Below are 20,928 nucleotides of genomic sequence, written 5' to 3' on the forward strand. Positions count from 1 at the left end.
GACTGGTAATATTAGCGCCGGTCCTGCCTCAGGCAGTATTGAAAACCAACGTGATTTTACGCAGCAAAAGCCTATCCTGTCAGGCGTTGTTGACACAGCCACTTGATAATGATTACAACACCCAGGCGCACCAGAAAAATATCTTTCTGACATTAGAAAACAGTCGTTGTTGCATGAGTATGATCTGATTCAATATGGTAAATGATTGCGTCCTAATGGGATAAGTTTTACATGATGGCAGTGAGTTTCCACTACCAATTCGATTGTTTCTAGTATGGAATTTTTGTTATGTTGCGATTTTTGAACCGTTGCTCCCGTAAGCGCGGCACTTGGCTACTAATGGCATTAACGGCCTTTGTCCTTGAATTGGTCGCGCTTTACTTCCAGCATGTGATGCTACTGAAACCCTGTGTGCTGTGCATTTATCAACGTAGTGCGCTGTTTGGCATTATGGGTGCCGGTCTGGTGGGAGCTATTGCTCCGTCAACCCTGCTGCGCTATCCCGCTATTGCATTATGGATATACAGTGCGGCAGAAGGCTTGGGGCTGGCCATAAAGCATACTGATGTTCAATTGCATCCTTCACCATTTAACACCTGTGACTTCTTTGTCAGTTTTCCATCCTGGCTACCGCTGGATAAATGGCTACCTGCTATTTTCAGCGCTACCGGAGACTGTGCTGAACGTCAATGGCATTTTATGAATCTGGAAATGCCACAATGGATGATAGTGATCTTTGGTGCCTATCTGCTGGTCGCTGTACTGGTCTTGGTTGCACAACCTTTCCGGCCTAAACGACGTGACCTTTTCGGACGTTAATCCACTCCCCGCCATGATTGGGCATTATTTGGCCCAATCATGCTTATAAACATAGCTAGCATTAAAAAACGTTGATCTGCTCCCCCTTTGGCTAGAGCTTGATAGCCGTTTCCTGTCACTACTATTTGTCATTTCGTCGTTAAAGATATTCAACCCGTGTTCAATTGGGCCAAGGTGATCCTGAGTTATCACATCTGGGACTTCTATTTGAACATTTAGCATCTTGTCCTCTTATGATTGACTACTATTTTTTCTTGAACCGTTCCCCTGCCACCTTATTCCCGGGATTCAGATCAGAGTGCAACGTCTTGACGAGGCGGTGAGCTCTTGGCCCCATTTTCTTGAGCTATTATTTATAATTGAAGCGCTAGAGAACGACTGGCATTGAGATTAACGCTGACAAGAGTGGAGTTTCCATCGGGAAGAAGTAACACAGCGTTACCCGTGTGGGAATTGCTAAAACAGATAACAATACGGTGACAGCCTGACTCGGTCGTGCATCAAAAGGGAGAGACTCAATGGCGCTACGCTTGCTCGAATTGGTGTTGCAGGAGAGGGATAGCGGCGACGTCCGCGAGCTTCTTAAGGATTGCAAGGTACTTGAACACCGACATATCCGGTTGACCGATGACGAAGTGCTGGTGCGCATTCTGTTGGATGCAGTGCAAAGTGAAACGGTATTGGATTTACTGGAGAAACAATACACCGGCAGAGAGGGCTACCGGGTAATGGTCCTGCCGGTCGAAGCGACATTGCCACGCGCCCAGGTGGAACCAGAGGAAACTGCCGCGCCCGAACCCTCTGCGCCAGAAGAAAAAACGCCCGAGCGGATCGGCCGCGAGGAGTTGTACGAAGACATTAAGAACGGCGCGCAATTGTCACGGGTCTATATGGCACTGGTGGCGCTGTCCACGGTGGTGGCGGCCATTGGCCTGCACCATAACAACGTGGCTGTCATTATCGGAGCAATGGTAATTGCGCCGCTGCTCGGTCCAAGCATTGCGCTGTCGCTCGGCATTACATTAGGCGATGTGTCGCTGCTTCGGAAAGGGCTCCTGACGGCGCTGGCAGGGAATGCGTCGGCATTGGTATTGTCCGTGCTCATCGGTTTACTTCTGAACGTGGACCCGACGTTGTCCGAATTGGCGTTGCGCACCCAAGTAGGTCTGGGCGACATCGTGCTGGCACTGGCGTCCGGCTGCGCAGGCGCGTTGGCATTCACAACGGGAGTATCGACTGCATTGATTGGCGTCATGGTGGCGGTAGCAATGTTGCCGCCACTAGTGACCTCAGGTCTGCTGTTTGGTGGTGGGCATCCTACCTTGGCCATGGGAGCCCTTTCGCTGTTTCTGGTGAACTTGATTTGTGTGAATCTGGCGGGAGTAACGACGTTTTTGATACAGGGTATCAAACCGACGAACTGGTGGGATAAGGTTCAGGCCAAGAAAGCCACGCGTATTGCGATTGCGCTATCGATTGTCCTGTTGGCGGTGCTGGTCGGCATAATCCTGCTAGTACACAAGGGTTGAATAGGATGGGAAAAACATGCCCCACTCATATTCTGTGTGACCAATAATACCATATAAATCAGATGTTCAACGCGCCCAATCAGGCTTGTTGAGGACAGGCAGTAGTATTTCTCAGCTCTGCGTCTTTGTCCGAATTATCTGAGTAAAAAGCCATAGTTACCGCAGTCGATTTATGCTCTTGCGTTCTCTTTTAGATCGTCTGCGGTACTTTTATGTCCCATCCATGCCCCACAGTCCGCAGCTCTCTTTATTCGTCACTCATATGCCTGTACTATCAATAGTGTTACTTCACATACAAAAACGAAATCATGAAAACCATTGATTATCACGGAACGACGATCTGCGTATTAGACGACAACGACATGCTGACAGATTGCCCGATAGGCTCTTATGCAGTTATCGAAGACTCTGGATTTTATGTTGCTGTTCGTGTCGATGAGAAAGACGCGCCAACAATTCACACAGACCCAGTCCCCACACTTGAGGATGCACTCGACATTATCGCCGAGCAGCATGCGTTCTTTTCTTAAGATGCGCGAACAATCCTATTAGTAATGTAGAAATAATCAATACCTCTATATCTCCAGTCAAATCTGAACCTGACCGCTCGACCGACAAAAAAACCGTTCAAGTAGAATCCGGAAAGATTTAGGCCGAGTCGTATTGGCGTAACTTTAGCTTTAAATGAAACGGGATTAGGATATGGAGTCTTGTAGGCTTCAGTGCCATTTGTAGCCATGGAATATTCCATGTCATCGTCATCTATAGCGACAACTTGCGAGCTAGTAAGTTGGTAATCAGTTCCTGTTGGATAGAATGCAAATCCGTCACCTGTTTGAGTCATAGTTACCCACGTAGATGTGGAGGGGGTAATATACAGGCTATTCCCCTCACTAGGGTCCCACTGAACCGATTCGGACGGAGTTGCGGGGAATATTTTTTTAAACGTCCCGTTATCATTAATCCATGCTGCAGCGACGGATTTAAATTTTCCACTATCATTGATATTCAGCGCAGTGACCGGGCCGAAAACGCCCCCAGAATTTTTGCGATAAATCGGCATGGTTATTCCTCCACCTGATACCAGATATGGCCTGCACTATAACTGCTGGCATCGGTCGGCACCGCATCGGTCGAAATGGTGTAACTCACTCCGAGGTTTTGTCGCGCCACTGTCGCATTCGTCACATCAGAAAGGTTATTAGCAGACGTCAAGAATTCGCTCCCCTCTTTTAACCACGAACTAAAAGCTGGCGTCGTGGCTGTGGTATCAACACAGTAGCGGTGATAAACCTCCGTTGTGTTATAGGGATAATAAATCTGGCGAATACCAGTGGCGGTGGTTTTAATAACGTCCAGCATACCGGCCAGCGCGACCGGATAATTCCGTGCCAACGTCGCGCTGGTTAAGGATTGAAACTTACGGCCCGGTGAAAGCACGGTATTCAGATTTTCAGTGCCGAGCGTTACGTTAGCCTGTGGAACGGCACCAACATCATCAGCGGTCAGACTGTCTTGGGTTGCCAGTGCTTTTAATCCCAGATTGGTTCGTGCCGTTGCTTGTGCTGTGCTGCCCTTTCCCGCTATTTCAGCGAGGTTTTCGTTAATCTGGAGATATGTTTCCTCCTCCTCAATTTCTATTGACGTAATCACTAATGACTCAGTGACTCCCGAGTTTGTCCCTGTCAGTGACAGCGTTGCCGTTCCTGCTCCACTGATGGTCAGCGTGCCACTACTGGACAGTGATGCGATAGATGAATCAGAAGATGAGGCGTTTACTGTCTCGGTATAATTATCAGGGAAATAGGTTACCGCGATCGAATAGCTGTTACCGGCAATCAATTCTGAAGGAGCAGAACCGATGGCAATGGCGGTCAGATAAACATGCTGGGTGATCGTTGCCGTTGACGCCAGGCCAGTAGAGATACTGGCAATGATGGTCTGCGTGCCGCTTTCGCCTGTCTTTGACGTATACAGACCGTTACTGTCAATACTGCCCAGCGAACTATCCGATACAGTCCACAACACTGGATAACTGTCAGCCAGGGTACCCGGTAATACAGTGGCCGAGAATAGCTGTGTCATCCCCGCATTCAGAGTTTTGGTTCCCGGCGTAATGACAATCGCAGTAGGTGTCTGTTCTCCGGCAACGGCCTCGGCCTTGTCGGTTTTAATAATATACATCGCAGCAATGTTGGTTGGTCGAGTTTCAGTGGCTGTACGCACCACACGTGACGCATCAAACGAATATTTACGCAACTCAAGATCGTCCTGATTGCCAGGATCACCAGTGCCGGCGCCGCCTTCATCAGCAAACGCCCCAGAGACTCCCTGACCCGCTCGACTGGTAGCCACAATATCAGCAATAAACGAACCGGTAATGTTCTGCAATGCATCGTCCTGATAAGACCCGATGCTTCTCGATGAGTCAGGATCAATGGTAGACCCATTGGCCCAGGCACGCACAAAACGCCCTCGCCAGTCAGGAACGCGCCCGCCTGGATATATTGCGACCAGCTTCGGGTTTTCTCTGATATCAAAACTCTGCCCGTTCAGTTCCAGCCAGCCATCCGGCGGTGTAGAAGCACTCCATAGGATGATCGCTCCAACTGGTAACAGGTAGGGTGCCATTGCCTCGGTAATGGTCGATTTCAGCTTGTTGTCCAGATAGGATGCCGCAGCATGCAAACGTCGGGGGGTGATCACCTGCGTGCTGCCTTCACCAGCAATCGCTTCCTCTTCGGTCGCCTCAAGCTGGATATACACCTGCCATTTAGTTTCGTCGACACCCGGTGTCGCGGTGTTATTGTCGACGAGCGACAGGTACAACACGCCGTTATATTCTACGACGACACCAGCATCATAGCCGAACGCGGCGCCGTTGTTATTCGCTGTCGTGATCCACTCTGGATATGTGTTTGTCTGATACTGACGAATAGCCGTGGTAATAGCGTTCAGTACACTATTCATCGCCTCGCGTTCAACGGGTTTCGCGTTCGCATCAGCCGCCGGGTCTTTTGCGTAGTCCGGCCCCCATCCCGAGGGATAGTTCACACTACCATCGCTGGTAGTAGTGTCGGGAATGGCCTGGGTATCTCCGCTTGACGCGAACGGCACACGGAAAAATTTCTGATCCATTTATTGATCTCCAGAAATGAAAAAACCGCGAGGTGCGGCCATTGGAATATTGGTTTAGTGGGTTATTGCAATTAGGGGTATGACGCCTCAACGTTCACCCATTCGCATAGTGGCGTCTGGACCTGAGCACGAGCTACAACAATGAAATCGGCGCCGACATTTGGTGTGGCACTAAAATTACCATCAGCATCGGTGACCTATCGTTCTGTCACCGTAGCGCCACTTGGCAGCGTGTAAATCAGCGTGATATCGACATCAGACACGATAATACCCGCATTCGCTGTCAGATCGCCGGATAACACGCTATTGGCGAGCGTGATGGTTAATTTCAGATTGGTGTAAATCTTAATGCCGTCGCCGTGCCAGAATGGAGCGCAGAAATTGGCATAGTGCTGGCCGAATCCGAACGGTTTGTATGTGAGAACGCGAACATCCTTCATCCCAACACCTTGCGGTCTGGGTATCAGATCGTAATCACGGATTAATTTTTGCGTGCCAACATCGACGTTATGCGTAAACCAGATCAGGCGCATTGTCATGTCCTGACCGTCCAATAACCGAGTTGGTTCATTCATGATGTAGTCGGCAGCAAACTGGATTTCGTCAATTGTGGCCGCGCTATTGTTCTTGAATATTTTCGCCTTGATCATTCGGCGAAATAGCTCGTCATTAACTGGTGCGGGTTGGCACGCTGGATAGAACGTCCCGATCGGGCGTGTGCGATAACCAACGATTCGCCCGCAGATATCAAGTTGCTCCCCCTCCGCCGTGTTGATATTCAGCATCTGTTGAATTTTGTCGGCCTGGTCTTCTATGTTGGCCTGTGCGATATCCGGTAATGTTTTTAACCATGCAATCAGTTTCGTAGCGTTTTTATACTGCCAATAGGCGCGGGAAAGTGCTTTTTTCTGGTGGTCATACATAGGTCACCTCGATATTGTCTACACTAAAAACACCGAGCTGGTTAAACGCAATATCGACAGCCACACCGTTCATTGTTGCCGCCGAGGTGCCAACGTAAATCGTATTCACAAATCCATCGCCAGCAACAATATAGTTAACAGGCGTAAACAGTCGCCCCGCGCCAACGTTCTCTCCGATATGAAACCCGGTTTTTGCAAACCCGGTAGTCCGTCCAAATCCAATACTGGCATATTCGACGATTGCGCTTTTGATGCTCGCGTCATCAAATCGACGATCACTGGCGATTTCGACACGGACAAAAATAGAAATGAACTCAGGTCGGAAAAATGTGGCATTAAAGGGATTTCCGCCAGGCGTAACCGTATCAATGCTGATCTTGTTGGGGATACCCTCGTTATAACGATTCAAACCACAACCAGGGTTTTTCCTTTTCGCCATAGTTGCCACGATGTCATCTATCTCACCACCATCGATGAAAATCGCCATGGAATGCCCATAAACACCGTTTTTATCCAGCACCGATTCGGTATTCTCGTAAATGCGACGCTGTTTAACCCCGTCCAGATTGACCAGCGCGGCATCGATATTGTCAATCTGGTTATTGCCGGGGAACGCAACAGATTCATTGCGGCGAATGCGAAATACATTATCGGATTCCTCATCCTTCCCCAGCGATGCCGGATTATTATTTGTAACTGAGGTGATGCCACCAATTGGAGTAGCAATAATGGACAGGTTGTTGCTATTCCCTCCCTGAGCACCGGCCGTTGTGCATGTCACATTAACGGAGGACGAACCGCTATTGTTTGTCACTACAGTGTTGTCGGTTGCCCACAGCGTGTTAGTAATACGATTGCGAACCAGCGTACCCACCGGGATTTCTACTAATGGGATGCCTGTAAATGTGACGGTGGCAGTGGAGAACGTCGCATCAAGCCGTGTAATACCAGCAAACGCCGCGATACGGTCAAGTTGCTGGCCGATGGCTGAATTCGGATCAGCGGAGTGGTAAGCGCTGATAACAGCCTCATCAAGATTTGCCAACATCTCGCACCATGCAGCAATAATGAGCCCGTCCGGTGATTCAGGATTGATATTCCAGCCATCATCAATATCCAGGTAGCGCTGACGCATCACCATAATATAGCTATTCAGCGTTTTGCCGGTTACACCGTCTTTGGTAATTTCAGCCATCAGATAATTTCCTCGTCAAACAGCAATTCGAACTGTTCGTTATTGATATCCATCAGCGCGGCGTAAATAGTGATTTTTCGTGTGGGCTGGTCGATGTTGAATTCAAAACGGGTGATACCGACTACACCCGGCGAAGTCAAAATTCGCTGCTTGATATTGGCTGCGGCAATGTCTGTTTGGGTTTTACCGAGGACGCTCTGAAACCACTGAGTACCCTCCGTGGCATCAAGAAAATACTCACTGAAAAATAGCCTCAACCGTCTGATAATTCCCTGCCGAGTCGCCTCTTTACCGGTTACAAAATGCTCATCGTGCGTGACAATGTCACCATCTGCAAAATTTCGGATCACGGCTGAATCCCCATAAAAAAAACCCAGCGGATGCCGGGACCTGATGTGTGATGGCTAGGTGTTACTGCGGGCCGTTAGTGTTGCCGCCACCTCGCTCTACACCGCTGTGAATGTGATCGCTACCGATGTTCGTACCGTTGTGCACCAGTCCGGAGGAAGTTAGCTCCAACGTCTGACCATCAGCGGTGAGCCTCACCCCTTTATCGGTGAGGTGAATTGTGACAGTGCCGGCGGAATTGCTCATGCCTATGCCAGACGTGGGCAGATCGGGAATGGCGGTTTTTAGTGAGCGATAACCAGGTGAGAAAAAAGCGTCACTCGCGCTGAACATTTCAGGGCCGGTAGGTGGTGCCGGCCCTCCCATATCCAGCCATGCATCAACTGAACGCTGACTAAAATGAATGTAACCCTCAGTACCTGCGGGTAACTCATGGAACACCGACCAATCAGCAGAGCCAGGGAATTGCACAGGGACATTGACGAGCAATGGCAACGTCTGAACAGTGCCATCGCTCATCTGGCGCTGAATACCACACTCTATCTGGGCTCGTTGAGTGCTGGGATAGTAGGCAACAACATGGCCGGGCATACCGATCATTAAGCCACCAACCATCTCCATGCCAGCGGACTGAATAGCTGAAAATAGCGGGTTCGTGCTTTTCATTGGGCTGTACTCCACTGGCAGCGCAACATAGTGCGCCAGTCATCATTCCAGAAATCGCCCTGATGTGTAGTTGATAGCACCCGGAATGATCCCGTCCTCCGCTGGATATTCGCCATATCATTTAGCCCGGTGTTGTACATACCGCTGTAATTTATCGTCCAAAAATCAGAGCGTATTTTTATCAAGTCACCGGGCTGGATAATATGGTTAAGGCGAACATCAACCTCCAAATCCTCTTTATACCAACGCGGGGAACTTTCCATGCCGTTATCCGCGTTGATTTCATAATAAGTAGTTGGGCGCGTAGCCCCCTCACGAATTAGCGTGGTTTTATTCTCAGATAACAGCCAGTCATAACGCCACGCCACTTTCATAGCATTTAAAAAGTTTCGGCTCGATGTATACGGCAACGTATATCCATGATTGAAGACGGGGAGATCGGAGAAGTTACCCACGGTTTCAACTGGTGGCCCGAATGAGCGCGCCACGTCCTGTAATATTTCTATTGCCTGCGTTTTTTCTCCCCACGTTTTGCCAATCGTTGCATCAGACCACATCACAGAGTAGCAATTTAAACGCAGGTATACACTGGCACCATCGCGACCCACTTCCACGCTGTTTATCTGGCCTGAGAATATGTCACCAGACGATTCCTCATAGCCCGCTGATAATCGAACCATTCCGTATCGTTGACTATTTTTATCGAATTTTTGGATAAATTGCCGATATTGATAAGATACTCCGTAAATCATAATCATGGCCGTTGCCACTTGATTATTGGGCATATTAGTAATCAGAAATTTAACCTGTGTGGGCGGCTCACAGGTCAACTTATTACCCTCTGCCGATGTAATTTCAAGATTGTAGGTTCGCCCGAATAATCTAGTCATTTGGATACCAAATCAGGTTATTAGTGACACCAAGATTAGTTAGTGTCGGCGTTTCACCCTCCAGCACGATTTTCCCGATGCTGGTATTCAAACCAGAAAGCAGATCAACACCGGCATGTAATCCACGACCGGGAGCGATCGGCTCGTTATTGGCATCACGAATATCAACGACGAAATAGCTATACCGAGTTAACCAGCGAACATTGAATCGTAGCAGCATGTTATTGAGCGTTGAGGTAAATGAAAAATCGGCCAGTCCACGAGTAAGAGGGATGGTCTTCATTGTGGTGTCACCTCCCCTAAATGCACATTTGCCTGCCCCTGAGTGGCCGCTGAATCACCAGTTGGAAGCCTACTATTTATCGTCGTCGCCGCGTCGTTATTTCGGTTTTTTATCAGCAGGGAGCGCATTTCCACAACGATTTCCTGCCCACCCTCGTTCTGCTTATTCTTTTGAACTCTGGTGTTAGTGATAATCATGTTGTCGTATGAGGAGTTAATGCCAACAACGGTTAATATGTTTTTTTCGACCTGTAATTTTCGCAGGTCCAACAACGCTGACTCTGAACGTTTTGTTCCCGATGCCACAAATGACAGCCCTGCTGATGCCGCTAACCCAGCCAGCGCCGCAGCGCCGCCTCCCAGAAGAGAACCTGCAGCACCGACAGCGACACCAGTACCGATCCCCGCAATACCTGAAAACTGCCCCATCAATGCTTTAACCGGATTGTCTGAAATCGCAACGGTCATCACGATAGTCATGGGGCGTGTGACAGCGTTGTCGCTTGCTTTCTCGCCCGTTTCTAACGGGTACTCGCTAACATCCGTTCGCAGCTCACTGGATTCCTCCAGTATTGCATCAAAAAAAATCCCGCCGATTTCCGGGCGGGATTTATTGAACACTCCGACGATTGACATGATCACCACCCGTTTCTGTTAAATGACTGCGCAAGGTTTTCCCCTGTCTCCGTTAATGCCTTTCCTATTGAGTCTTGCACTTGTTGTTCATTCAGACCCAATCCAGAAATATTCAGTTCTACATGCTGAGTAACGGTGACGGGCTGAGAAGACTCAGATCGGCTGGCAGATGGGTTGTACGGCGCGGCACTGCGTTGATAATTGTAGTCGGGTAGATAATACCCTTCCATTTCTGCAGCACTGCGTTTCGGTTGCGCATAGGGCGATGATGGTAGAGACGCCCATACGCCACCCAGGTGATTAGTCGCATCCATGAAATTACCGTTCAGCACGTTATCAAGCTGTCCCGCGCGTTGAATAAGCCATAGCGCAGCCAAATCCTGGTTTTGCGGTGAAAAGTCGTTTAACCCCAGTGTTTTTGCTGCCTCATCCCATGATTTTTGCGTGAATTGATAGCGCCCCGCTGCCGAGGTTTTATTCCACATTCCGTTTGTCTGCTGGAAGTTTTTCAATTGTCTAGGATGATCGGCCAGGCTGGCAACCTGCCCGCCACCAAACATCGTGTGATAACCGGAATTCATGTATCCACTGGTGCCCTCGGCGCGTGAAATAGCATCGAGATAAGAACGGGCGTTGGGATTGTTAAGGGCATCGTGAAGATTTACAGCTTTCTGCCTTTGGTATGCGTCAAAGGGAGTTACACCACCGCCTGGTAATGGTTTTCCGGGATTGCGCTGCTGCCAGTTCAAAGCCGGATTACTCATGGCGTGGGCATCATTGGGATCGACAAAGGCATTCTCAGGGATAAGAAGTCCCAAAACCGTCCGTTTGAGAAATTTAGAGCCTCCACTTGCCGCCGCACTTGCACCACCACCTCCGCCACCAAAACCAAGCATTCTCTTACCTATACCCAACGCGCCTACCGTTCCACCGATACCAGCAGCAGTAATTAGAGCTTCAGAAACTTCTGGGTTCGCTTGAATGAATTTATTGATGGCCTCAAGAAATGAGTTAACAATGGGCAGTAACTTCCCACCCATTGAATAGGCAAGAATCTCAAAGTTCCTGCTTAAATCAGTCATTTCGTCGTTAAATATTTGGGAATTTTTGAGTAATTTTTCATCTATCGCATATGGATTTTTATCTGACTTTTCTTGCGACTCTCTGAAAAAATTTGGCCCCATTTCCATCAGTCTGGTTATAGGCGAGTCTTGACCAAACCCGCCGCCCTCACGCAGGAATGCTCGTTGGTCATAATTCATTTTTTGATAACTATCTATCAGGTATTTCAGTCCATCTTGTTGGCTCATTTGGGAAAATGCTGTCGGGTTAAACGCCTCGCCCCAATACGCCTTGCTATTGAGCTCCCCGTATTTAGCCTTTCTTTGCAATTCAGGAATTATTTTTGCTATATCGTGTGCAGCATCTGGAGATAGATTTAAGCGACGCATCGCCACTTCCAGCCCCTGAATCTGGCGGATGGTAAAACCCGTATTGTCGCTGAGGCGTTTCATTTCTAACGCCGAGTTAGCCACACCACTAGTCAGAGCCTTAATACCAAGCCCTACACCGGCAGCAGCGGCCAGTTGCAACATCCCATCAGTTACGCCTTTTATCGCATCAGCGCCCTTTTGGAATGATTTAGCATCGGTTTCCAGCCCAAGCGAAACCAACAGGGAATCGATTGTTCCTGCATTTTCAGACATTTCACTTTCTCCAGGCATAAAAAAACCCGATCAATGTCGGGTTCTTGTTAATCAGTTTGTCTTTAATTTCCATTCGGTTATAGACACTGGCGATAACCTGAAAGACTCTATTCTTTTATCGTATCTAAGTTTCATATCCAAAGAGAATGAGTACTCTCCAACAGGAATGTTATCTATATTTGCAGGCCAAAAATCCTGAACAGAAACGATGTTACGATTCCGGTCATAAGATGATATCTTCATCTGAATACCTACGGGGCGAGTACATCCATTGTATATAGTCGCTGCGCCACGAAGATATTCAGATTCAGCCCTGTCAAATCCTGCATTAAAGGAGGTAACTGTTATTTTTGATATATCACAGATAGAAGTATTTTTTCTTGAAACTTCGTCTTCTTTAAAAAAACCAAAATACAAAAGCAAAAAATATATAACAGCAGCCAGCAGCACTAGTCTTATTAACTTATCAAAAAAAACACTCACATCCTTGCCCTCAATAAATAGATCCGTAGGAAGCCTATCGGCCCCAATCGCCCAATCTTTACGCTGTTATTTTGTCAGGATTTCGCGTCGTCAGGATCGGTGGTATTAGTGTTCTCTCTACCATTGATGATTTCATCTTCGCCCTTTGACGATGAGGGATGTTTTGTAACCGAACAGCAGGCCACCGGCCATATCAGTTAAGCGCTGAAGGATCCCCATAGCGCTAATAAACCAACACCATATTTCGGTAGGTTCTGGCGAGACTTGGGGTTCCTCAGCTCATCTGACGGGTTTTGTTGGTTTGGATTTACGTGCTATTCATCTTTGTCAAAGTTGTGATCGATAACTGACGGTCCACACCCATAAAACTTATCGCCAGCTTGGATAAGGAATTTATGGCGCTTTTCAGATGGATTAAAACGAGCCGTCATCCTTCCATTATTGAACGTAAAGGAATATTCATGGCCATTCCAATGAGCATTTCGCCCAATTTCAACCCCATCAGCGATGATTATGGCTGGAAACTTCCCGGTAATCATCGTTACGTCATTCCAAACAAGGCAGCTAGTGGTAAAGGCGTGTTTCTCCTTCATGAAATATTTTTTTGCGCGTGCTGAATCCATTTTCTCTACCATTTTCATTTCATTGTCAGCTTTTTCCTGTTCAGTTTGCATCCCATCTAACGCGGTACATGATGCCCATTGCTCTGTTGTTTTGGTTATTCGATCAGAAATAGCAAAGTTTGATTTATCGATATTAGCAGCAAAAACTTTTGTTTTGTCATCAAGAAAAATCATTCCATTACGTTGCGTCGTCAACGGAGGTGTAAAAATATAAGAGCCATTAGGTCGATATGCTTTAAATGATTTTCCATCAAACTCAACCCTGCCTTGCCCCATCAGAACCATTGGAGAATTAACGCCTTTTGATATATCGGCTTTAGCGTATTCACAATTCAGCAGGTCAGAAGCAAACGAATTACTGGTGGCTAATAACATTGCAACTACAACTAAACACTTCCTCACATCCCTATCCTCATCAATAAATAATGGGATTAATCTTAACAGAGATCGGGCAACAACAAAGTCTGCACAGCCGCCTTTAACTCTTCTTGAAAAAACATCCTTCTCGACTACGCTACCCTTTCGCCTTCTCTCTGGCTCTCTCAAATCCTTCAATCAGATCGTCGATCACATCATGCATCGCTTGCACATCATCGAGCGCATACGTTCCATCGAGCATATCCGACCATTTCGCCAGCGGCGGGCAGGCATCACCCGCCCCTACACACGGACGCCAGAGAAACCAATCTTTGACAGTCACTGGATTATCGGTGTTGCCTCTGCGCCGTTTTCGCTCCCTGCGCTGAGCCGCCAGAAAGGGCCTACATTCTCCCGCAGTAACAAGCCGACCAGCAGTAGGTAGTTATGCACTGAATCCTGAAACAGATTCTCCGCCACCGGCACACCGTCGCCATCACGAACGATATTACCGTTTTTGATGCACAGTTCTTTCAGACGATTGAGCGCTAGCGTATCAGCACTGGCAAGAGACACAACCAGCCCCATATCAGACGAGCCCTCGCCCAGCGCCGGAAGAATGCCGTTTTTAGTGGCAAGTTGTAGCATTTCGAGCTGATCTTTTGCTGATGCTGTGGCGCCGCTGTACATCACGCCGTCGATTTCAACTTCAATTTTACGTCCCATCGGTTAGGTTTCCTCACTGTCTGCAAATTCAAAAATAAACTGTTCGTCAGATATGCTGGTTTTACCGCCGCGCGTCACTGAGCCACGGTTGATCATCACGCCATCGAATCCGGCGAAATATTCATTGGTGCCGCTCTGATAAAATGTGAATGTCGCATCTACACCCGTTTTCTCCACGGCCAGCAACTGACGTACCTGGTCTGAGCCTGGCATTAGATTGATGGTGACTCGTTTGGCCCGGGTCTGGTTATCCAGTCGAACAGATGAGCCACCAATGCCGCGTTTTAACGTTGCTCGTGGTTCAAGATCTTCAATCGTAATCGGCGGGTCAGTATCACCAAACTCATCAATAGGGATACCAAAAATCGTGAGGTTAGCGCCGTCAGCGCCGTATTGATGCATTGTCATTGGGTATTACTCCACGTAGACGTTGATTTCAGCGACGTGACCAGCGCGGGAAAGAATAACGAGTATCTTGGTTGCCGGATATTCACGCGCTCGGCGCTGGGCAGTAGTCAGATTGAGAACATCTTCCGGTTTTGCCTGAACGACGAAGCCATAAGTCGCCGTTTTTTCTTCCCCGGTTTCAGAGTCCGTGTAAATTCCCTCACCGAGCACACCGTTGTCATAGAATCGCTTACACGTAGCCGACACAGCAGAAAGCAGCCCTGCGTAATCACGCGGCGTCAGGGCACGTTTTGAACCGGCATTGGCGATGTAGTTGTAACCGTCCACCTGGATATGATTTTTCAGCACATCCAAGTTAATTACGTCATCCATAAATTCGTCATACGACGACATGGATTTGGTATTGATGGCCCGGCAACTGTCCGTTTCTCCCGCCAGCTCGATTTCAGTGAAAAAAGCGGTATTTTTCGATTTCAGGGCAATGTAAGCACTGGTCGCCAAATCGTCGCCAGTAATACCAGTCAGCACCTGATATTCCGCAGTGATAGCCGAATTTTTGGACATGGGTTTGAACTTGTTGAAGGTGGCCGCAAGTTGGACCATCGTATAAGCCTGTGAAGCGTCGGTTTCGATGGCGCTTGCCAGTCGGTAGCCCATGAAGATATGGCGGTTTCCCTTCGCTGACATTACCGCTGCAATATCAGTGGTAGACGAAGAGTTGGTGGCACCAGCTTCACTGGTCGTCACCCATATTGGATGCGCAGAGGTATCCGACCAATCGCCCAACGGAAGCAGATTTGCCGACGTCAGGTCGCTATTTTTAAAAAAGTAGTGATAGCGCCAGGCGGTGTCTTCCGCTTTATTTACAGTCACAAGGATGGTGGCATCATCAGGATCCTTCATCCACACCGTAATGGTTTTTGGTTTCGGGATCTGCGTAAAATACCGGGTGGCAATCAAGTAAATATCACTAGTGGTGGCAAGGTCTTCAGCAACTTCAGTAGGTGAACTGTAATCCCGATACGTATCAGCATCGAATGTTACACCGTTCGCAAGATCGCTTTGGTCAGCAAAGACGAACGCCGTAGAAAAATCACCGTACCCCAGCCCGGCAGAGGTCAAATAAAGATTGACCGGAATAATATTATCAACGGAATAAGACATAATCCCCTCAGTTTATTTCGGTTTGAATGAGACTGAACCCCGCCGCACGCAGCACAGCGTACGTTACGGTTTGTTCAATGAATAAGTGGATGTCAGCCTGCCAGCGCGGCTGGATGCCCGCCTGTAATGTTCCGGTAAGGTTTCGGCATGTGCTGACGTGTCGCCAGGCTATTTCGTTGCGGTAAAGGAATTCACTGACGGGTTGGCGGAAATTGGCATTTTGCAACCGCATGATGGCCGTGTCTCCGCCCTCGTTAATGATGTTCACGGAGAGCATGAATTCCATCGATGTGGCGACGGTTTCGCTTAAGTCCTGCCACTGCCCCAGTTCGGAATCGACGTCCTCCGTTGCCAAAATTAATTCACGCCGCGTCTGTGACCAGCCATAGGCGCGTACCGGGATCGGTTTATAGGTGGCATACAAGCCAGTCGGGGCGTCACGCCCTTGGTCAGCGAGAATGACGGTTTGAACGCCCGACGCTAAGGAGACCAGTTGTTGTAATACGTCGTGCAGTTCGTCAATAGTCTCCATATCAGCCGGCACCTCTGTAACGCTCAACCACGGCACGGCAGAAATTACGCCACGGCCGGTTATCACACGACATCACCCTCCACTGCCGCACCGTCTGCCCGTCACTGAATTCCAGCAGGTCAGAGAATTTGCCGTTGTCGTCCGGATAGAGATAGGTCATGCCATCGTTGATATGAACCACACGCACATCCTGCGGGTTAGCCGTGCCGCCCATGCCCATTAGTATCTGTATGTCTTTCCATTTGGCGGTCTGTACGTTAATGCGTTCCAGTTTGATGGGATCATTCTGTTGCTGTTCCCATTTACCACCGGGTCCGGTATAACCGCCAGCACCGGCGCGAATCAACCAAACGCCACCAGGTATAGGGGAATTAAACGTTGAGTCGATATGTCCATGCATATCCAGACCGTTACCGAACATCGTTAATCCTCCACAACGTGCGTGATAGCGCCTTTCAGAGTGCCATGGTTGACCAGAGGCTTAGCCGAGCCTTTCTGACTGATTGTCGATGGTGCATTCGCTGGTTGAATCCCATGCTCAATGGCTTCCTTGCAGTAGCCAGCAGCCTTCGCCCCGATTTGATCCAGCATTTGAAAGGCGGTGATTTCTCCGCGTGTCACAGCGCCAGTAAGTGAACGAAAGGCTTTTTTGATGTTGTCCTGATTCTGACGTAGCGGGACGCGCAGAAAAGAACGCTCGGGAATGTTAATGGTGTGCGGGCCTGTAACACCCAGTTGCATGAGCCCCGCGCCATTTTTCATGAACCTTACTTTGCCAGCTACCGCATCTTTCTCGTTGCGGTAGCCGTAACTTGTGCCGCCTGGGTGTTGAATGGTGCCGCCGAACTCATTCACAGCGCCAATAACAACCAATGGCGTACCATCATCGCTATTGCCAGAGCCAGCAGGCAATCCCACCAGCACCTGTTTTTTAGCCATGACACGATCCTGAATCTGCTTGAGCTTCTGCGCGATTTTATTACCGCCACGCACCTCCGCATTGAATTTCATATCATCAGTCCCCCGGTACCCGCGCGACGACGCAGGCGCATAAACTCTACGCCATACGTTGTTAGCGGCAGATCGCCATTAATCGTCAGGTCATCCATGGTCACAGATGGCACAGCAAACGATGTGGATTCATCCCCCACAGATTTACCTGAAATGGCGTAGGCTGCACCAACATCACCCGTAGCTGAACGTTGGCGCATAATGATCCGGTGAGCGGCAAACGCGAACATGCCACGCTTTTTGATGCTCACCACCCGACCGTCCAGGTAAACGCCCCAGCGCTTACCGGTTTCTGCATCACCCTCTTCCAGAGCAATAATTACCGCCGAATTCGACCACGTAGTTTCGTTGCCAAATTCGGGGTAATAGTCTCGGAAATCAGTGACTATTTGCGCTGTGATTTCCATTGTTACCCCTGAAATAAAAAACCCCATCACAGTGACGGGGTTTATTCGGTTTCGGTGGCATCCGTGCTGACGCTGCTTTCACCAGAGTCAGAACCTGAACTATCGACAGCTGCCTGTTTCGCCGCCAACGCCTCATTAATGGCTTTCTGTAACGTGGCGGCTTTCGCTGCTGACGGCGATTTTTTGCCGATCAATAACTCATACTGCTCACGCAGCGTGGTAATGTCGGTCTCGATGGCATCCGTGCTGACGCGTTCTGTTTCCACTTCAATCACGGAAATCCAGCCCCGCTTAGCGAACAAGTGATCAGTAAAATCACCTTCCAGCTTGAATATCAGGCCCGGAGCAATGGTATGCCGTTTTCCTTTGGCATCCGTTACTACGACCGGGGCGCTACTCTTGTTCGTTACTTTCTGCATAATTACACCCCATCGACATAGTGAGCCGCCTTCGGGATACGCCACTCGGTACCACCTGTGCGCAAGATTGCGGGAACCTTGAAGTTCACATTATCTGCCGTCGCCGGAGCGAGAAAACGGAGAGGCATTACGTCATGCCCTTTCACTACGCGGATTTCTTTCTTGTACACCGCTATGCGATCCGTTCCACCCGTTCCTACACCTTTCAGCAGAATGTCGTCATCGAACGTCATGTCCTTAAAGTTAATTCGCAGGAATTCCAGCAATGTAACGTTTGACGCGTTCTGCGAGGACAGCAGCGTACGCATCAATAACTGAAACTGTTCAGGCGGCAATACGAATGCGCTGGGACGATGAACGGTCAGCGTATTATCCAGGTAAACCTGGTTATAGGCCGCACCGAAGAAATCGAGGATCGGCTGCGTACCATTCGTCGGAATAGCCGCGACCAGAGCAGCCAGCTTAGATGTGGCCACTTCGAGCGACACGTTAGAACTGGTATAAAGACCCTCGCCGATATCGTCATGACCCAGCATGTAGATTTTATTCAGCCCCTGCTCTACCACATCACGAACAGCTTGGCCGCGCTCGGCATCCAGATTGACGTTGTTCATCATGGCAAAGCCGATTTCTTCCAGCGTGTAGGTGTAACCCAGCGCCGCAGTTTTGATTTCGTGGAATCCCTGGTTCATCGCGATATCCACCGTCGGAACATCGGTAGAGTTAGGACCAAAAACCTGTAACTCGCCGCGAGCATCAATCGAACGAAAAGCGACCACTTTCACCCAGTCTGGTGCGCTATTATCAAGCGGTAGCAGCGAGCTGTATTTATACTGCGGATATTCCAGTCGATAAATTTCCGACTCGATATATGCAGCCTGCTGAACCAAAAATGACAACGCGGATACCGGGCTGACATCAAAAACACTTCGTTTCATGAATTTTTTCCTTTCTCTTATGCGTTCAGGATGCCATCAACGCGGATCTCGCCAATCTCACCAGCTACCACGTCATCAACCCATTTAACCTGATTAAGAACCAGCAGACCGTCCCCTGTTCCAGTGGTTAATCGCCCCTGATTTTCACCAGCAACCAGGTTTACACTGACCGTATCGCCTGCACTAGCACCATCAATGCACAGCGCAAACATACCGCCGCGCCGCAGGATCGATGCCGTATGATCAACGTCATATCCAGTACTATAATCAGGAGGGTTAACGGGCACGCTGTTACTGAACTCGGCCATCGAACGCACAGAAAACCCGATAATGTCGTTAGCGGTCGTAGTGGTGGAAACCGGTGCGCACGATCGGGCTGCTTCGCCCCGAACAACTGCACGTCCAAACTGAATCAGTGCGGTTTTCACGCGTCGAGACACAACCTCAACCACATCAATCGTAGAAATTTGCCCTTCGTACGCCTTACCTCGATAAAGTGTAAAATCACTCTGAGCAATAGCCATTATTTAGCCTCCTGTGTACCGTAGCGTTTATCCAGCCATGCCTGACGAACGCTGTCGCGTGTTGTCTGCGCGTCGCCAGTTTTGGCGCGTCTCATGTCTTTACTAAAACCACGTAGTGAGTCATTGGACGATTTATCAGGATCGCTTTTGTCTGGGTCTTCTTCTTCCTCGCTTTCCCGGCGCTCTTCTTCCGCATCAAAATAAGCGGTTACGTATGCATCGGGGGCTTTATCCCAGGATTCGTACTTGCGGCATTTAATGCCTGCCGAATCCAGTGCAGTGCGTTTGATTTTCAGCGGGTCGAGTGAATCACAGGAGAATTTTTCACCTGCGATTTTCACAGCGGAATCACGAACAGAAACCACTTCGGCTATCAACCGTGAAATCGAGTCTTCGGACGTTTTCTCCTTCAGCTTTTCGATCTCTTCGTCTTTCGCGTCAGCCTTGGCTTTTTCCTTTTCCAGTTCCTCTTCCGTTTGGTCTTTCGCCTCCTCGGCCTTTTCTTTCTCTTCCTCGGCATCCTTGACGCGCTGGCGCAGGCTGTCGATTGTCGATTGGATCAGCGTATGTGCGTTTTCGTCGGCCACTTCGACCTTTACGCCGCTGTCCAGCGTCACTTTTGGCATGGGTTTTACTCCCGTTGGTTTGTTGTCGAACAGACGTGCCTTGTGTCCGGCGCGAGCCTGGTCACACAACGCAATGTGATTAATGGTGATGTCGCGCTGGACATATTCGTATGCGGTACCGTCCGGCGCGATACCCGGCGTGTTGTCATATTCAGAGGTATAACCGGCGGATAGCTCCACCTTGCCTTTGTCTATTTCATCAATGGCCTGCTGGTCTTTGATTAGTAAATCGACAACGACATAGCCCTCATCATCTGTGCGTCCGGGCGATGTTGCATGTCCGGCAGTCACCTCCTTAAACGTGGTTGAGTTCACCAAGTTGTCGGGGTGATCAATGGTGACATCCATGTTGTCGTAACTCGCCAGACTATCCGGTTTAAACACCTCCTCCGGCGGTCTGTAGACATTAACGATTTGACCGGGTGGCCTGTCACTCAATCCCAACTCAGATGCCAGATACTGCTGGATACCGACGCGAGCAACCCGCCCGGGGACTTTTAAATAGCCCTCAGGAGTGATTTCGCGTTGAGACGGGATAGGATAGGACACGCGGTCACGAACAGTGATCCGCATAGTTT

At 49.1% G+C, this 20,928-nt stretch carries 27 protein-coding genes; 3 read left to right on the plus strand and 24 right to left on the minus strand.

Annotated features, from left to right (window positions below; all coding sequences use genetic code 11):
* Positions 1–288: 288 nt before the first annotated feature.
* From dsbB to RS889_RS11710, 3 genes are all read left to right on the plus strand, one after another.
* Positions 289–819, plus strand: a complete 531-nt coding sequence (dsbB, locus tag RS889_RS11700; protein WP_021015919.1) for a disulfide bond formation protein DsbB — start codon at positions 289–291, stop codon at positions 817–819.
* A 542-nt stretch (positions 820–1,361) separates the two neighbouring features.
* Complete coding sequence (locus tag RS889_RS11705) at positions 1,362–2,348, plus strand: TIGR00341 family protein (RefSeq protein ID WP_315707389.1); 987 nt, start codon at positions 1,362–1,364, stop codon at positions 2,346–2,348.
* A gap of 308 nt (positions 2,349–2,656) precedes the next feature.
* The gene (locus RS889_RS11710) at positions 2,657–2,878 is read left to right on the plus strand and encodes a hypothetical protein (protein ID WP_021015916.1); all 222 of its coding nucleotides are present in this window, start codon (positions 2,657–2,659) and stop codon (positions 2,876–2,878) included.
* On the opposite strand, the gene RS889_RS11715 is transcribed toward RS889_RS11710, so the two are convergent.
* The 24 genes from RS889_RS11715 to RS889_RS11830 form a co-directional block, all read right to left on the minus strand.
* Positions 2,875–3,411 carry a hypothetical protein gene (locus RS889_RS11715; protein ID WP_315707390.1) on the minus strand — a complete coding sequence of 179 codons (537 nt, stop codon included), beginning with the start codon at positions 3,409–3,411 and terminating at the stop codon, positions 2,875–2,877. The two genes, RS889_RS11710 and RS889_RS11715, sit on opposite strands and share 4 nt — an antisense overlap.
* A gap of 2 nt (positions 3,412–3,413) precedes the next feature.
* The gene (locus tag RS889_RS11720; RefSeq protein ID WP_315707391.1) at positions 3,414–5,486 is read right to left on the minus strand and encodes a tail fiber protein; all 2,073 of its coding nucleotides are present in this window, start codon (positions 5,484–5,486) and stop codon (positions 3,414–3,416) included.
* A gap of 197 nt (positions 5,487–5,683) precedes the next feature.
* Positions 5,684–6,409: a baseplate wedge 1 family protein gene (locus RS889_RS11725; RefSeq protein ID WP_315707392.1), complete on the minus strand. Its 726-nt coding sequence runs from the start codon at positions 6,407–6,409 to the stop codon at positions 5,684–5,686.
* Complete coding sequence (locus RS889_RS11730; protein WP_315707393.1) at positions 6,402–7,604, minus strand: baseplate J/gp47 family protein; 1,203 nt, start codon at positions 7,602–7,604, stop codon at positions 6,402–6,404. Before RS889_RS11730 ends, RS889_RS11725 begins: the two co-directional genes overlap by 8 nt.
* Positions 7,604–7,954, minus strand: coding sequence for a contractile injection system sheath initiator (locus RS889_RS11735; RefSeq protein ID WP_021015911.1), 351 nt, complete (start codon positions 7,952–7,954; stop codon positions 7,604–7,606). Before RS889_RS11735 ends, RS889_RS11730 begins: the two co-directional genes overlap by 1 nt.
* Before the next feature lie 61 nt (positions 7,955–8,015).
* Positions 8,016–8,618, minus strand: a complete 603-nt coding sequence (locus tag RS889_RS11740) for a Gp138 family membrane-puncturing spike protein (RefSeq protein ID WP_315707394.1) — start codon at positions 8,616–8,618, stop codon at positions 8,016–8,018.
* Positions 8,615–9,508 (minus strand): phage protein, encoded by an 894-nt coding sequence (locus tag RS889_RS11745; protein ID WP_315707395.1) that lies wholly within the window; start codon positions 9,506–9,508, stop codon positions 8,615–8,617. The genes RS889_RS11740 and RS889_RS11745 overlap by 4 nt, the downstream gene beginning before the upstream one ends.
* Positions 9,501–9,791 carry a phage baseplate plug family protein gene (locus RS889_RS11750; RefSeq protein ID WP_021015908.1) on the minus strand — a complete coding sequence of 97 codons (291 nt, stop codon included), beginning with the start codon at positions 9,789–9,791 and terminating at the stop codon, positions 9,501–9,503. The genes RS889_RS11745 and RS889_RS11750 overlap by 8 nt, the downstream gene beginning before the upstream one ends.
* Positions 9,788–10,426, minus strand: coding sequence for a phage baseplate protein (locus RS889_RS11755; RefSeq protein WP_315711026.1), 639 nt, complete (start codon positions 10,424–10,426; stop codon positions 9,788–9,790). The genes RS889_RS11750 and RS889_RS11755 overlap by 4 nt, the downstream gene beginning before the upstream one ends.
* Before the next feature lie 2 nt (positions 10,427–10,428).
* Complete coding sequence (locus RS889_RS11760; protein ID WP_315707396.1) at positions 10,429–12,132, minus strand: glycoside hydrolase family 104 protein; 1,704 nt, start codon at positions 12,130–12,132, stop codon at positions 10,429–10,431.
* A gap of 51 nt (positions 12,133–12,183) precedes the next feature.
* On the minus strand, positions 12,184–12,615 hold the full coding sequence (locus tag RS889_RS11765; protein ID WP_315707397.1) for a hypothetical protein: 432 nt from the start codon (positions 12,613–12,615) through the stop codon (positions 12,184–12,186).
* 314 nt (positions 12,616–12,929) lie between these two features.
* Entirely contained in the window at positions 12,930–13,640 is a 711-nt protein-coding gene (locus RS889_RS11770) for a hypothetical protein (protein WP_315707398.1), read from the minus strand.
* Between the two features lie 112 nt (positions 13,641–13,752).
* Positions 13,753–13,938, minus strand: coding sequence for a hypothetical protein (locus RS889_RS11775; RefSeq protein ID WP_315707399.1), 186 nt, complete (start codon positions 13,936–13,938; stop codon positions 13,753–13,755).
* Positions 13,935–14,321, minus strand: coding sequence for a hypothetical protein (locus RS889_RS11780; RefSeq protein ID WP_315707400.1), 387 nt, complete (start codon positions 14,319–14,321; stop codon positions 13,935–13,937). Before RS889_RS11780 ends, RS889_RS11775 begins: the two co-directional genes overlap by 4 nt.
* A 3-nt stretch (positions 14,322–14,324) precedes the next feature.
* The gene (locus RS889_RS11785; RefSeq protein ID WP_021015899.1) at positions 14,325–14,729 is read right to left on the minus strand and encodes a hypothetical protein; all 405 of its coding nucleotides are present in this window, start codon (positions 14,727–14,729) and stop codon (positions 14,325–14,327) included.
* Between the two features lie 6 nt (positions 14,730–14,735).
* On the minus strand, positions 14,736–15,893 hold the full coding sequence (locus RS889_RS11790; protein ID WP_315707401.1) for a DUF3383 family protein: 1,158 nt from the start codon (positions 15,891–15,893) through the stop codon (positions 14,736–14,738).
* A gap of 7 nt (positions 15,894–15,900) precedes the next feature.
* Positions 15,901–16,425: a phage neck terminator protein gene (locus tag RS889_RS11795; protein ID WP_315707402.1), complete on the minus strand. Its 525-nt coding sequence runs from the start codon at positions 16,423–16,425 to the stop codon at positions 15,901–15,903.
* Between the two features lies 1 nt (position 16,426).
* Positions 16,427–16,846, minus strand: coding sequence for a hypothetical protein (locus RS889_RS11800; protein ID WP_315707403.1), 420 nt, complete (start codon positions 16,844–16,846; stop codon positions 16,427–16,429).
* A 2-nt stretch (positions 16,847–16,848) separates the two neighbouring features.
* Positions 16,849–17,436, minus strand: a complete 588-nt coding sequence (locus tag RS889_RS11805) for a hypothetical protein (RefSeq protein WP_315707404.1) — start codon at positions 17,434–17,436, stop codon at positions 16,849–16,851.
* A complete protein-coding gene (locus RS889_RS11810; protein ID WP_021015894.1) occupies positions 17,433–17,843 on the minus strand; it encodes a DUF4054 domain-containing protein in 411 nt (136 codons plus the stop codon). Before RS889_RS11810 ends, RS889_RS11805 begins: the two co-directional genes overlap by 4 nt.
* A 41-nt stretch (positions 17,844–17,884) precedes the next feature.
* A complete protein-coding gene (locus RS889_RS11815; RefSeq protein ID WP_315707405.1) occupies positions 17,885–18,262 on the minus strand; it encodes a hypothetical protein in 378 nt (125 codons plus the stop codon).
* A gap of 2 nt (positions 18,263–18,264) precedes the next feature.
* Positions 18,265–19,200 carry a DUF2184 domain-containing protein gene (locus tag RS889_RS11820; protein WP_315707406.1) on the minus strand — a complete coding sequence of 312 codons (936 nt, stop codon included), beginning with the start codon at positions 19,198–19,200 and terminating at the stop codon, positions 18,265–18,267.
* Positions 19,201–19,217: 17 nt separating this feature from the next.
* Entirely contained in the window at positions 19,218–19,724 is a 507-nt protein-coding gene (locus RS889_RS11825) for a structural cement protein Gp24 (protein ID WP_021015891.1), read from the minus strand.
* Positions 19,724–20,923 (minus strand): DUF2213 domain-containing protein, encoded by a 1,200-nt coding sequence (locus RS889_RS11830; RefSeq protein WP_315707407.1) that lies wholly within the window; start codon positions 20,921–20,923, stop codon positions 19,724–19,726. Before RS889_RS11830 ends, RS889_RS11825 begins: the two co-directional genes overlap by 1 nt.
* Positions 20,924–20,928: the final 5 nt, after the last annotated feature.

This window comes from Brenneria uluponensis (assembly GCF_032395385.1).
GTDB lineage: Bacteria > Pseudomonadota > Gammaproteobacteria > Enterobacterales > Enterobacteriaceae > Prodigiosinella > Prodigiosinella aquatilis.

What these genes read in the sequence shown, in the direction of transcription:
- dsbB (WP_021015919.1), top strand. Translation starts at nt 289, where the DNA reads ATGTTGCGATTTTTGAACCGTTGCTCCCGTAAGCGCGGCACTTGGCTA.
- RS889_RS11710 (WP_021015916.1), top strand. Translation starts at nt 2,657, where the DNA reads ATGAAAACCATTGATTATCACGGAACGACGATCTGCGTATTAGACGAC.
- RS889_RS11715 (WP_315707390.1), bottom strand. Translation starts at nt 3,411, where the DNA reads ATGCCGATTTATCGCAAAAATTCTGGGGGCGTTTTCGGCCCGGTCACT.
- RS889_RS11720 (WP_315707391.1), bottom strand. Translation starts at nt 5,486, where the DNA reads ATGGATCAGAAATTTTTCCGTGTGCCGTTCGCGTCAAGCGGAGATACC.
- RS889_RS11725 (WP_315707392.1), bottom strand. Translation starts at nt 6,409, where the DNA reads ATGTATGACCACCAGAAAAAAGCACTTTCCCGCGCCTATTGGCAGTAT.
- RS889_RS11730 (WP_315707393.1), bottom strand. Translation starts at nt 7,604, where the DNA reads ATGGCTGAAATTACCAAAGACGGTGTAACCGGCAAAACGCTGAATAGC.
- RS889_RS11740 (WP_315707394.1), bottom strand. Translation starts at nt 8,618, where the DNA reads ATGAAAAGCACGAACCCGCTATTTTCAGCTATTCAGTCCGCTGGCATG.
- RS889_RS11745 (WP_315707395.1), bottom strand. Translation starts at nt 9,508, where the DNA reads ATGACTAGATTATTCGGGCGAACCTACAATCTTGAAATTACATCGGCA.
- RS889_RS11750 (WP_021015908.1), bottom strand. Translation starts at nt 9,791, where the DNA reads ATGAAGACCATCCCTCTTACTCGTGGACTGGCCGATTTTTCATTTACC.
- RS889_RS11755 (WP_315711026.1), bottom strand. Translation starts at nt 10,426, where the DNA reads ATGTCAATCGTCGGAGTGTTCAATAAATCCCGCCCGGAAATCGGCGGG.
- RS889_RS11760 (WP_315707396.1), bottom strand. Translation starts at nt 12,132, where the DNA reads ATGTCTGAAAATGCAGGAACAATCGATTCCCTGTTGGTTTCGCTTGGG.
- RS889_RS11780 (WP_315707400.1), bottom strand. Translation starts at nt 14,321, where the DNA reads ATGGGACGTAAAATTGAAGTTGAAATCGACGGCGTGATGTACAGCGGC.
- RS889_RS11785 (WP_021015899.1), bottom strand. Translation starts at nt 14,729, where the DNA reads ATGACAATGCATCAATACGGCGCTGACGGCGCTAACCTCACGATTTTT.
- RS889_RS11790 (WP_315707401.1), bottom strand. Translation starts at nt 15,893, where the DNA reads ATGTCTTATTCCGTTGATAATATTATTCCGGTCAATCTTTATTTGACC.
- RS889_RS11795 (WP_315707402.1), bottom strand. Translation starts at nt 16,425, where the DNA reads ATGGAGACTATTGACGAACTGCACGACGTATTACAACAACTGGTCTCC.
- RS889_RS11800 (WP_315707403.1), bottom strand. Translation starts at nt 16,846, where the DNA reads ATGTTCGGTAACGGTCTGGATATGCATGGACATATCGACTCAACGTTT.
- RS889_RS11805 (WP_315707404.1), bottom strand. Translation starts at nt 17,436, where the DNA reads ATGAAATTCAATGCGGAGGTGCGTGGCGGTAATAAAATCGCGCAGAAG.
- RS889_RS11810 (WP_021015894.1), bottom strand. Translation starts at nt 17,843, where the DNA reads ATGGAAATCACAGCGCAAATAGTCACTGATTTCCGAGACTATTACCCC.
- RS889_RS11815 (WP_315707405.1), bottom strand. Translation starts at nt 18,262, where the DNA reads ATGCAGAAAGTAACGAACAAGAGTAGCGCCCCGGTCGTAGTAACGGAT.
- RS889_RS11820 (WP_315707406.1), bottom strand. Translation starts at nt 19,200, where the DNA reads ATGAAACGAAGTGTTTTTGATGTCAGCCCGGTATCCGCGTTGTCATTT.
- RS889_RS11825 (WP_021015891.1), bottom strand. Translation starts at nt 19,724, where the DNA reads ATGGCTATTGCTCAGAGTGATTTTACACTTTATCGAGGTAAGGCGTAC.
- RS889_RS11830 (WP_315707407.1), bottom strand. Translation starts at nt 20,923, where the DNA reads ATGCGGATCACTGTTCGTGACCGCGTGTCCTATCCTATCCCGTCTCAA.